The 11,751-nt window shown below is 69.7% G+C and carries 8 protein-coding genes; 5 read left to right on the top strand and 3 right to left on the bottom strand.

Annotated elements, in window-relative coordinates; genetic code table 11:
* The 3 genes from ACWGKT_RS30330 to holA all read left to right on the top strand — a co-directional run bounded on the left by ACWGKT_RS30330 (nucleotide 1) and on the right by holA (nucleotide 2,223).
* Complete coding sequence (locus ACWGKT_RS30330; RefSeq protein ID WP_453276193.1) at nucleotides 1-840, top strand: arylamine N-acetyltransferase family protein; 840 nt, start codon at nucleotides 1-3, stop codon at nucleotides 838-840.
* Between the two features lie 75 nt (nucleotides 841-915).
* Nucleotides 916-1,161: a hypothetical protein gene (locus ACWGKT_RS30325; RefSeq protein ID WP_453276192.1), complete on the top strand. Its 246-nt coding sequence runs from the start codon at nucleotides 916-918 to the stop codon at nucleotides 1,159-1,161.
* Between the two features lie 72 nt (nucleotides 1,162-1,233).
* Nucleotides 1,234-2,223, top strand: coding sequence for a DNA polymerase III subunit delta (gene holA / locus ACWGKT_RS30320; protein WP_453276191.1), 990 nt, complete (start codon nucleotides 1,234-1,236; stop codon nucleotides 2,221-2,223).
* Between the two features lie 219 nt (nucleotides 2,224-2,442).
* Here holA and rpsT read toward each other — a convergent pair whose 3' ends face one another.
* Nucleotides 2,443-2,709, bottom strand: a complete 267-nt coding sequence (gene rpsT, locus ACWGKT_RS30315; RefSeq protein ID WP_030172934.1) for a 30S ribosomal protein S20 — start codon at nucleotides 2,707-2,709, stop codon at nucleotides 2,443-2,445.
* Between the two features lie 222 nt (nucleotides 2,710-2,931).
* On the opposite strand from rpsT, the gene lepA reads away from it, so the two are divergent.
* Both lepA and ACWGKT_RS30305 read left to right on the top strand, forming a co-directional pair.
* Complete coding sequence (gene lepA, locus ACWGKT_RS30310; RefSeq protein WP_235452319.1) at nucleotides 2,932-4,806, top strand: translation elongation factor 4; 1,875 nt, start codon at nucleotides 2,932-2,934, stop codon at nucleotides 4,804-4,806.
* 272 nt (nucleotides 4,807-5,078) lie between these two features.
* Nucleotides 5,079-6,953 (top strand): AMP-dependent synthetase/ligase, encoded by a 1,875-nt coding sequence (locus tag ACWGKT_RS30305; protein WP_453276190.1) that lies wholly within the window; start codon nucleotides 5,079-5,081, stop codon nucleotides 6,951-6,953.
* A 79-nt stretch (nucleotides 6,954-7,032) separates the two neighbouring features.
* Here the strand turns inward: ACWGKT_RS30305 and ACWGKT_RS30300 are convergent, their stop codons facing one another.
* Together ACWGKT_RS30300 and ACWGKT_RS30295 are read right to left on the bottom strand one after the other, a co-directional pair.
* Nucleotides 7,033-7,614, bottom strand: a complete 582-nt coding sequence (locus ACWGKT_RS30300) for a response regulator (RefSeq protein ID WP_356145424.1) — start codon at nucleotides 7,612-7,614, stop codon at nucleotides 7,033-7,035.
* 12 nt (nucleotides 7,615-7,626) lie between these two features.
* The gene (locus ACWGKT_RS30295; protein WP_453276189.1) at nucleotides 7,627-11,742 is read right to left on the bottom strand and encodes a HAMP domain-containing protein; all 4,116 of its coding nucleotides are present in this window, start codon (nucleotides 11,740-11,742) and stop codon (nucleotides 7,627-7,629) included.
* Nucleotides 11,743-11,751: the final 9 nt, after the last annotated feature.

Here is an 11,751-nt window from a genome sequence, read left to right as displayed (position 1 = left end):
ATGGATTCCGCACAGGTCGACGCCTATCTCCACCGTCTCGGGGTCGCGCATCCGGCGTGGCCCACCGTAGAGGTCCTGCGCGAGCTGCATCTGCGGCATCTGCGGACCGTGCCCTTCGAGAATCTCTCGATCCACCTGGGAGAGGAGATCGTGCTGGAGGAGAAGCGCCTGCTGGACAAGGTGGTGGCCGGCCGACGGGGCGGGTTCTGCTACGAACTGAACGGCGCCTTCGGGGCGTTGCTCGCCGCGCTGGGCTTCGACGTCGACCTGCTCGCGGGACGGGTGTACGGGGACGAGGGGCGGCTCGGGATCCCGTACGACCATCTCGCGCTGCGGGTACGGACGGTGGACGGGGGCGAGTGGCTCGCCGACGTCGGGTTCGGCGCGCACAGTCACTATCCGCTGGCCTCCGAGGAGCGCGGGGAGCAGCGGGATCCCGGCGGGACGTTCCGCATCGTCGAGTCCGGGCCGGACGCGGCCGGGGCGCTCGGCGGGGGCGGCCAGGCCGGGGCCGGGGACCTGGACGTCCTGCGCGACGGCAAGCGCGAGTACCGCCTGGAGACGCGGCCGCGGGTGCTCGGCGACTTCACGGCCGGGGCCTGGTGGCACAGCACCTCGTCGGCCTCGCACTTCACGCGGTCGCTGGTGTGCTCCCGGGTGACGGAGGACGGAGGGCGGATCACGTTGAGCGGGCGGGCGTTGACCGTGACGGCGCCCGACGGGACGAAGGAGGTGCGTGAGCTGGAGACGGACGAGGAGGTGCTCGGGGTGTACCGGGAGCGGTTCGGGGTGGAGCTGAGCCGCATGCCGACGGTGCGCGGCCGGAACGGCGCCGACTGAGCAGACCGACCCGACTCAATCGCCCCCGCGCCCTCCGCTTCGGGACCCTCGGCAGGGGTGCCGGAGAATGGCCCCGTGAGCGATGTGAGACATGTGCTGGTGCTGCCCGACCGCGACGCCGCGGAAGAGGCGGCGGAGGCGCTCGGGGAGCGGTTCGGGGTCGCCGAGGAGCCGCGGCTCGTGCGCGACGCCCTGGCCGGTGAGGACGACGCCGAGGACGCGCAGTGGTTGGTCGTCCTGCGCGACGAGGAGGGCCGCCTGGATCCGGAGGAATTGAACGCGTTCGCGGGGGAGTGGGACGGGTGGCGCGAGGAGCCGTAGTGCTCCACCGCGAACCCGGGGCGCTCCACCGCGGACCCGTTGATGTCAGTGCCCCGTGCGATGCTTGTCGCGATGGCCAGGAAGACTGCGAATGACGACCCTCTCGCCCCGGTGACGCTCGCCGTGGGCCAGGAGGACCTCCTGCTCGACCGTGCCGTGCGGGAGGTGGTGGCCGCCGCCAGGGCCGCCGACGCCGACACGGACGTACGTGACCTGACTCCGGACCAGTTGCAGCCCGGCACGCTCGCCGAGCTCACCAGTCCGTCGCTCTTCGCGGAGCGCAAGGTCGTGGTCGTACGCAACGCACAGGATCTGTCGGCCGACACGATCAAGGACGTGAAGGGGTATCTCGGGGCGCCCGCCGAGGAGATCACCCTGGTGCTGCTGCACGCGGGCGGGGCCAAGGGCAAGGGGCTGCTCGACGCCGCGCGCAAGGCGGGCGCGCGGGAGGTGGCCTGCCCGAAGATGACCAAGCCGGCGGATCGGCTCGCCTTCGTGCGCGGCGAGTTCCGCACCGCCGGGCGGTCGGCCACCCCCGAGGCCTGCCAGGCCCTGGTGGACGCCATCGGGAGCGATCTGCGGGAGCTGGCGTCGGCCGTGACCCAGCTCGTCGCCGACGTGGAGGGGACGATCGACGAGGCCGTCGTCGGGCGGTACTACACCGGGCGCGCCGAGGCCTCCAGCTTCACGGTCGCCGACCGCGCGGTCGAGGGGCGTACGGCGGAGGCGCTGGAGGCGCTGCGGTGGTCGCTGTCCACCGGGGTCGCGCCGGTGATGATCACCAGCGCGCTGGCGCAGGGCGTCCGGGCGATCGGGAAGCTGTCGTCCGCGCGCGGCGGCCGCCCGGCCGATCTGGCCCGGGAGCTCGGCATGCCGCCGTGGAAGATCGACCGGGTGCGGCAGCAGATGCGGGGGTGGACGCCGGACGGTGTCGCCGTGGCCCTGCGCGCCGTGGCCGAGGCCGACGCGGGCGTGAAGGGCGGCGGCGACGACCCCGAGTACGCCCTGGAGAAGGCCGTGGTGACGATCGCCCGGGCAGCCAGATCCCGGGGCCGGATGTAGCCCGCGCCGCCGGACCTCATGGATGCCCGCCCCCAGGGGCTCCGCACATGCCGAAGACCCCGGCGCCGGCCCTGGGGAAGGGCGTGGTGCCGGGGTCTTCGGTTCAGTTTTCGGATCCGCGCCCGCGTGGCGAACGCAGGCCGCGCGCGGACCCTGGGGTGCCGGACGGGAGCGGATGAGAGAGGGCCCGCTCGGTTCCCTCCGGCGTCAAATCAAGTGTCAGCCCTTGAGGGACGCGACCTTGGTGGCAAGCGCCGACTTCTTGTTGGCGGCCTGGTTCTTGTGGATGACGCCCTTCGAGACGGCCTTGTCGAGCTGACGCGCGGCAGCGCGCTGGTACTCGGTGGCCTTCTCGACGTCACCCGCGGCAGCGGCCTCGCGGGCCTTGCGGATCGCGGTCTTCAGAGAAGACTTGACCGCCTTGTTGCGCAGCCGGGCCTTCTCGTTGGTCTTGATCCGCTTGATCTGGGACTTGATGTTCGCCACGAATGAGCCTTTTCAGGTTCTGGTACGGGGCCGCGCGGGTCCCGTACCGGTGATTTCTTAAGAGAAGCGCCTCGCGCTGAGAGGGCATGAGGCACAGCCACCCAGGCTACCAGGGGCTCGTCCGGTGGCCCAAACCGGTCCCCGGTCCCCACCCGTGGGACCATGGAGGCAACGTATCGATCCGACCCGAGGCATAAGGCGCCTCAAGAGACAGGACCCTGCGTGCCCGCGACCCCTAACAATGTGCCCGAGCCGAGCCGTACCGCCCCGGCTCTGATCCGCAATTTCTGCATCATCGCGCACATCGACCACGGCAAGTCCACGCTCGCCGACCGGATGCTCCAACTGACCGGCGTGGTCGAGCAGCGGCAGATGCGTGCTCAGTACCTCGACCGTATGGACATCGAGCGCGAGCGCGGCATCACGATCAAGTCCCAGGCGGTGCGTCTGCCCTGGGCCCCGACCGAGGGCCCCGACCAGGGCACGACCCACATCCTCAACATGATCGACACCCCGGGGCACGTCGACTTCACGTACGAGGTCTCGCGGTCGCTCGCCGCCTGCGAGGGGACCATCCTCCTGGTCGACGCCGCCCAGGGCATCGAGGCGCAGACCCTCGCCAACCTCTACCTGGCGATGGAGAACGACCTCACGATCATCCCCGTACTGAACAAGATCGACCTGCCGGCCGCGCAGCCCGAGAAGTTCGCCGAGGAGCTGGCCAACCTGGTCGGCTGCGACCCGGCGGACGTCCTCAAGGTCTCCGCCAAGACCGGCCTCGGCGTCGACGCGCTGCTGAACAAGGCCGTCAAGGAGATCCCGCCGCCGGTGGGTGTCGCCGACGCGCCCGCCCGCGCGATGATCTTCGACTCCGTGTACGACTCGTACCGCGGTGTGGTGACGTACGTCCGTGTCATCGACGGCCAGCTCAACAAGCGTGAGCGCATCCGGATGATGTCCACCGGTGCCACCCACGAGCTCCTGGAGATCGGCACCAACTCGCCGGAGATGCTGCCCGCCGACGGCCTCGGCGTCGGCGAGGTCGGCTACCTGATCACCGGTGTGAAGGACGTCCGCCAGTCCAAGGTCGGTGACACCGTCACCAGCCAGGCCAAGGGCGCCACCGAGGCGCTCGGCGGCTACAAGGACCCGAAGCCCATGGTCTTCTCGGGTCTGTATCCGCTGGACGGCTCCGACTACCCGGAGCTGCGCGAGGCCCTCGACAAGCTGCAGCTCAACGACGCCGCGCTGGTCTACGAGCCGGAGACCTCCGCGGCCCTCGGCTTCGGCTTCCGCGTCGGCTTCCTCGGCCTGCTGCACCTCGACGTGATCCGGGAGCGCCTGGAGCGCGAGTTCGGGCTCGACCTGATCGCCACCGCCCCCAACGTGGTCTACCGCGTGAACATGGAGGACGGCAGCGAGCACATCGTCACCAACCCGAGTGAATTCCCCGAGGGCAAGATCGGCGAGGTGTACGAGCCGGTCGTGCGGGCCACGATCCTGGCGCCGACCGAGTTCATCGGCTCGATCATGGAGCTGTGCCAGACCAGGCGCGGCACCCTCCTCGGCATGGACTACCTCTCCGAGGACCGGGTCGAGATCCGCTACACCCTCCCGCTCGCCGAGATCGTCTTCGACTTCTTCGACCAGCTGAAGTCGAAGACGCGTGGTTACGCGTCACTGGACTACGAGCCCACCGGCGAGCAGACCTCCAGCCTGGTCAAGGTCGACATCCTGCTGCACGGCGACAAGGTGGACGCCTTCTCGGCGATCACCCACAAGGACGCCGCGTACGCGTACGGGGTGCGGCTCGTCGCCAAGCTGCGCGAGCTCATCCCGCGGCAGGCCTTCGAGGTGCCCATCCAGGCCGCCATCGGCTCCCGGGTCATCGCCCGCGAGACCATCCGCGCCATCCGCAAGGACGTCCTCGCCAAGTGCTACGGCGGTGACATCTCCCGTAAGCGGAAGCTGCTGGAGAAGCAGAAGGAAGGCAAGAAGCGGATGAAGATGGTGGGTTCGGTGGAGGTTCCGCAGGAGGCCTTCATCGCGGTCCTGTCCAGCGACGAGAGCGCGGGGTCCGGCAAGGGCAAGAAGTAACCAGGCGTTACCCCGAGTAAGCGCGGGGTGGACCGGCAAACCGGGTGCAACGGGGGCTCGCCGTGCGAAAGTGCGGCGGGCCCCTACGCGTGCGTAGCGTCGCTCTCTGTAGGAAGTGACAGGCCGCCGCCTCTTACGAACCGGCCGGTCGGGCTCTACCCTGATCTCTGCTCGATAGTTACTCGCGAGTTAAACAACAGATTCGCACCACCACCGTGAGTGAACCCAGTCGCACTGAGCCAGCCGCATCGTCGCGGGCGCCGGAGGATGTCGTGACCGACACACAGACCCTGATCGAGAATCGTCCGCCGTCCGTGGCGACCTTGTTCCTGGACCGCGTCGCGGCCACGCCGGACGCCGAGGCCTACCGCTACCCGGTGCCGCCGGCCTCCGGCCAGGGCCCGGACGAGTGGAAGTCGCTGAGCTGGGGCCAGGCGGCCGAGCGGGTCTACGCGATCGCGGCGGGACTCATCGAGCTGGGCGTCCAGCCCGAGCAGCGCGTCGCGCTCGCCTCCTCGACCCGGGTCGAGTGGATCCTCGCGGACCTCGGCATCCTGTGCGCGGGCGCGGCCACGACCACCGTCTACCCGCAGACCAACGCCGACGAGTCGGCGTTCATCCTCTCCGACTCCGAGAGTCGGGTGCTGATCGCCGAGGACGCGGCCCAGCTCGCCAAGGCGGTCGAGAAGCGCGCCGAGCTGCCCGAGCTGACCCATGTGGTCGTCATCGACCCGGCCGGCGTCGAGACCGGCGACTGGGTGCTCACCCTCGCCGAGCTGGAGCAGCGCGGCGCCGCGTACCTGGAGAAGAACCCCGAGCTGATCAAGGACCGGGTCGGGGCGATCACCAAGGACCAGCTCGCCACCCTCATCTACACCTCCGGCACCACCGGCCGGCCCAAGGGTGTCCGCCTCCCGCAGGACAACTGGTCGTACATGGCCAAGGCCATCGCCGCGACCGGCCTGGTCGGCGCGGACGACGTGCAGTACCTGTGGCTGCCGCTGGCCCACGTCTTCGGCAAGGTGCTCACCTCCGGCCAGATCGAGGTCGGGCACGTCACCGCGGTCGACGGCCGCGTCGACAAGATCATCGAGAATCTGCCGGTGGTGCAGCCGACGTACATGGCGGCCGTCCCGCGCATCTTCGAGAAGGTCTACAACGGCGTCGCCGCCAAGGCCCGGGCCGGCGGAGGGGCCAAGTTCAAGATCTTCCAGTGGGCTTCCGAGGTCGCCCGCGAGTACGCCAAGGTCAGCCAGGACAGCTTCCGCCGCACCGGCACGGCCACCGTGCCCTTCGGCCTCGGCGCCAAGCACAAGGTCGCCGACGCCCTCGTCTACTCCAAGCTGCGCGAGGCCTTCGGCGGCCGGCTGCGCGCCTGTGTCTCCGGCTCCGCGGCCCTCGCGCCGGAGATCGGCTACTTCTTCGCCGGCGCCGGCGTGCACATCCTGGAGGGCTACGGCCTCACCGAGTCCTCCGCGGCCTCCTTCGTCAACCCCGGCGAGGCCTACCGCACCGGCACGGTCGGCAAGCCGCTGCCCGGCTGCGAGGTGCGCATCGCGGAGGACGGCGAGATCCTGCTGCGCGGCCCCGGCATCATGCAGGGCTACCACGGGCTGCCCGAGAAGACCGCCGAGGTCCTGGAGGCCGACGGCTGGTTCCACACCGGCGACATCGGCGAGCTGTCCCCCGACGGCTACCTGCGCATCACCGACCGCAAGAAGGACCTGATCAAGACCTCCGGCGGCAAGTACATCGCGCCGGCCGAGGTCGAGGGCCAGTTCAAGGCCGTGTGCCCGTACGTCTCCAACATCCTGGTGCACGGCGCCGACCGGAACTTCTGCACCGCCCTCATCGCCCTCGACGAGATCGCCATCCTCGACTGGGCCAAGGAGAACGGCCTGGCGGACAAGTCGTACGCCGAGGTCGTCGCCGCCCCCGCCACGGTCGAGCTGATCGGCGGGTACGTCCAGCAGCTCAACGAGGGCCTCCAGCGCTGGCAGACCATCAAGAAGTTCCGCCTCCTCCCGCGCGACCTCGACGTCGAACACGGCGAGATCACTCCCAGCCTGAAGCTGAAGCGCCCGGTGGTGGAACGGGAGTACAAGCACCTGATCGACGAGATGTACGCGGGCACCCGCGAGGCGTAGCCCCCACGGGACACCCCGCACGGGCCCCCGCCCACCGACGGCCCCGGAAGGCCATGAGCGCCTTCCGGGGCCGTCGCGGCTAGCGCCCCACCCCCCGCCGCCGCACCGACTCCACCAGTTGTTGGAGTTCCTGTAGTTGGCGGCGGGCCTCCGGGAGGTCCGGGGTGTCGGGGGTCAGGGTTTTTTCCAGGGTGGCCAGGCGGGTGGCCACCTGGTCGGTGTGGGACTGTTCCTGGGCCAGGACGCGTTCCAGTTGGTGGTTCTTGCGGTGCAGGTCCAGGAAGACGGTGACCTTGGCGCGCAGGACCCAGGGGTCGAACGGCTTGGTCAGGTAGTCGGCGGCGCCCGTGGCGTAGCCGCGGAACGCGTAGCCCGAGTCCTCCGCGCCGGTCAGGAAGATGATCGGGACGTCCTTGGTCTGGTCGAGGCGCTTGATGTTGGCGGCCGTCTCGAAGCCGTCCATGCCCGGCATGCGGATGTCGAGGAGGACCACGGCGAAGCGCCGCCGGAGCAGGGCCTTCATCGCCTCCTCGCCCGAACGGGCCCGCACGAGCGGCTCGTTGAGCGACGCCAGGACGGCCTCCAGCGCGATCAGGTTGTCCTCCATGTCGTCGACCAGGAGGATGCCGGCGCACTCGTCGGTCGGTGCCTCAGGGCTCATGGTGACGGTGCCTCACTCCGTCTCCGTCTCTTCGGCCGGTTCCGCGACCGCGGCGCTCTCGGGATCCAGCAGCCCGCACACCACGGTCAGCAGCCGGTCGACGTCCACCGGTTTGGGTACGTAGTCGTTCGCGCCGCGCGCGATGGACTTGTCCCGGTCGCCGGGCATCGCCTTCGCGGTGAGCGCGACGATCGGCAGCCCGGTCCAGCGCGGGGTGCGGCGGATGGCGGAGATGGTCTCGTAGCCGTCCATCTCCGGCATCATGATGTCCATCAGGACCAGTTCGACGTCCGGGTTGCGTTCGAGGGTCTCGATGCCCTCCCGGCCGTTCTCCGCGTAGAGCACGGGCATGCCGACGCGGCCCAGGACATGGGTGAGCGCGAAGACGTTGCGGATGTCGTCGTCGACGATCAGCACCCGCCGCCCGGGCAGCACCTGGCCCGCGCGGCCCGACTGCCACGCCTCCAGCTTCGGGGGCACGGGCCAGGCCTCTTCCGTTTCGTGGGCCGACGGGAAGGGCTCGGAGGCCGGCTGTTCGGGGATCGCGAAGGTCGTACGGTCCGCCGGCACGGGTCCGGTCGCCGCGTGGCCGGGGCTGGCCACCGGGACGTACAGCGTGAAGGTGGAGCCCTTGCCGGGCTCGCTCTCCGCGACGATCCGGCCGCCCAGCAGGCCCGCGATCTCCCGGCTGATGGACAGGCCGAGGCCGGTGCCGCCGTACTTGCGGTTGGTCGTGCCGTCGGCCTGCTGGAACGCCTCGAAGATGACCGGGAGTTTGTCGGCGGCGATCCCGATGCCCGTGTCGGACACCGCGAACGCGACCACCTCGTCGCTGTCGCGGACGTAGTGGTGCTCGGGGTCCTTCAGGCGGCTCACCCGCAGCTCCACCCGGCCGGTCGCGGTGAACTTGGTCGCGTTGGAGAGGAGGTTGCGCAGGATCTGCTGGAGGCGCTGCTCGTCCGAGTACATCTCGCGCGGGACGTCCTCGCCGACCGACACCTCGAAGGAGAGCCCCCGGTCCAGGGTGAGCGGGCGGAAGGTCGCGTGGACGTAGTCCAGCAGTTTGATCAGCGGCAGCCGCTTCGGGCGTACGTCCATCCGGCCCGCCTCGATCTTCGACAGGTCCAGGATGTCGTTGATCAGCTGGAGCAGATCGGATCCCGATCGGTGGATCGTCGTCGCGAACTGCACCTCCTGCTCGGACAGCCGGCCGTCCGGGTTGTCGGAGAGCAGCCTGGCCAGGATCAGCAGCGAGTTCAGCGGCGTCCGCAGCTCGTGCGACATGTTCGCCAGGAACTCCGACTTGTACTGCGACGAGGTCGCCAGCAGCGCCGCCTTCTCCTCCAGTTCGGCGTTGGAGTGCTGCAACTCCGCCTGCTGCTTCTGGAGTTCGTCCGAGCGCTCCTGGAGCTGCATCGCCAGCCGCTGGGACTCGCCGAGCAGCGACTCGGTACGGGAGTTGGCGATGATCGTGTTGATGGCGACGCCGATGGTGTTCACGAACTGGTCGAAGAACGCCAGGTGCACATCGGAGAAGCGGGAGAAGGAGGCCAGCTCGATCACGCCGAGGAGCGTGTCCTCGAAGAGGATCGGGATGATGACGATGGTCGTGGGGGCGGCCTCCCCGAGCCCACTGTTGATCTTGATGTAGTCCGGCGGCGCCTCCTCCACCAGGATGCGCTTCTTCTCCCGGGCCGCCTGGCGGACCAGCCCGTGCACCGGCAGCCCGCCCGTCTCCACGGTCGCGCCCTGCGCCGCGCCGTAGCCCGCGATGAAGGCCAGCCCCTTCGCCGGGACCGTGGTGGGCAGCGAGGAGCCGTCCTCGTCCTGCTCGGCCAGGAAGAACGCGCCGTACTGGGCGTTCACCAGCGGGGTCAGCTCGCGCAGGATCAGGTCGGCGACCTCCATGAGGTCCCGGTGGCCCTGCATCAGCGCCGCCAGGCGGGCCAGGTTGGACTCCAGCCAGTCCTTCGCCCGGGTGGTCTCGCGCAGGTTGGACACCATCAGGTTGATGTTGTCCTTCAGCTCGGCGACCTCGCCGCGCGCCTCCACCGTGATGGAGCGGGACATGTCGCCCTGGGCCACCGCGGAGGCCACCTCGGCGATGGCGCGGACCTGGGTGGTCAGGTTCAGGGCGAGTTCGTTCACGTTCGTCGTCAGGCGCTTCCAGGTGCCGTACACGCCCTCCACCCGTGCCTGGCCGCCCAGTTGGCCCTCGGTGCCGACCTCGCGGGCCACTCGGGTCACCTCGTCGGCGAAGGAGGACAGCGTGTCCACCATCGTGTTGATGGTGGTCTTCAGCTCCAGGATCTCGCCGCGCGCGTCCACGTCGATCTTCTTCGACAGGTCGCCCTGCGCCACCGCCGTCGCCACCTGGGCGATGTTCCGCACCTGCGAAGTGAGGTTGTCCGCCATGTAGTTGACGTTGTCGGTCAGGTCCCGCCAGACCCCGGAGACCCCCTGCACCTGGGCCCGCCCGCCCAGCCGCCCGTCGGTGCCGACCTCGCGGGCCACGCGGGTCACCTCGTCGGCGAAGGCGCGCAGCTGCTCCACCATCGTGTTGACGGTGTCCTTGAGCTCCAGGATCTCGCCGCGGGCGTCGACCGTGATCTTCTTCGACAGGTCCCCGTTCGCGACGGCGGTCGTCACCTGCGCGATGTTGCGGACCTGGGAGGTCAGGTTCAACGCCATGAAGTTCACGTTGTCGGTGAGGTCCATCCACACCCCCGACACGCCCCGCACCTGCGCCTGCCCCCCCAGGTTGCCCTCGGTGCCGACTTCGCGGGCCACCCGGGTGACCTCGTCGGCGAAGGCGGAGAGCTGGTCGACCATGGTGTTGATGGTCGACTTCAGCTCCAGGATCTCGCCCTTCGCCTCCACCGTGATCTTCTTGCCGAGGTCGCCCTGGGCGACGGCGGTCGACACCAGGGCGATGTTCCGCACCTGTGAAGTCAGGTTGTCCGCCATGAAGTTGACGTTGTCGGTGAGGTCCTTCCAGACGCCCGACACTCCCCGCACCTGGGCGCGTCCGCCGAGGTTGCCCTCGGTGCCGACCTCGCGGGCCACCCGGGTGACCTCGTCGGCGAAGGCGGAGAGCTGGTCGACCATGGTGTTGACGGTCGACTTCAGCTCCAGGATCTCGCCCCGCGCGTCGACCGTGATCTTCTGGCTGAGGTCGCCGTTGGCCACCGCGGTCGTCACCTGGGCGATGTTGCGGACCTGCGAAGTCAGGTTCGACGCCATGAAGTTGACGTTGTCGGTGAGGTCCTTCCAGACGCCCGACACTCCCCGCACCTGGGCGCGACCGCCCAGCTGTCCCTCGGTGCCGACCTCGCGGGCCACCCGGGTCACCTCGTCGGCGAAGGCGGACAGCTGGTCCACCATCGTGTTGACGGTGAGCTTCAGCTCCAGCAGCTCACCGGTCGCCTCGACGGTGACCGTGCGCGTCAGGTCGCCGCGGGCCACCGCCGTGGTCACCAGCGCGATGTCGCGGACCTGCGCGGTCAGCCGGGCGGCCATCGTGTTGACCGCCTCGGTCACGTCCCGCCAGCTGCCCGACAGCCGCTGCACCTTGGCCCGCCCGCCGAGCCGCCCCTCGGTGCCGACCTCCCGGGCCACCCGGGTGACCTCACCGGTGAACAGGGACAACTGGTCGACCATCTTGTTCACGGCCCGGCCCAGCCGCCGCAGATCACCGCGCAACTGGCGGCTGCCGTCGTGCAGATCGACGCGCTGGGTCAGGTCGCCGCCGGCCACCGCGTCCAGTACGCGCGTGGCGTTGGCGGCCGGGGCCACCAGCGCGTCCAGTATCTGGTTGACGTCGCTGACCCGGGACGTCCAGGCGCCCTGCCCCGGGCTGGCCGACAGCCGCTCGTCGAGCCGGCCGTGCCGCACCAGGTCCCGCTTCACGCGCTGCACTTCCGTGTTGAAGTGCGTGCTGCGGTCGATGATCTGGTTGAAGAGCGCGGCGAGTTCGGCGACGATGCCGTGCCCCGACTCCGCCACCTTGGTGAAGTCGCCGTCCCGGGCCGCGGTCATCGCGGCGAGCAGAGGGCGCAGTTCGGATGCTCGTACTTGTTCAAGATTCTGTCCGACTTCGAGCACACGTGTTGCACTGTTCTCACTCATGGCGGCCCA

Source organism: Streptomyces sp. NPDC054794 (genome assembly GCF_053611585.1).
Note: the sequence above shows the minus strand (reverse complement) of the source record. Positions and strands in the feature narration are given on the sequence as shown.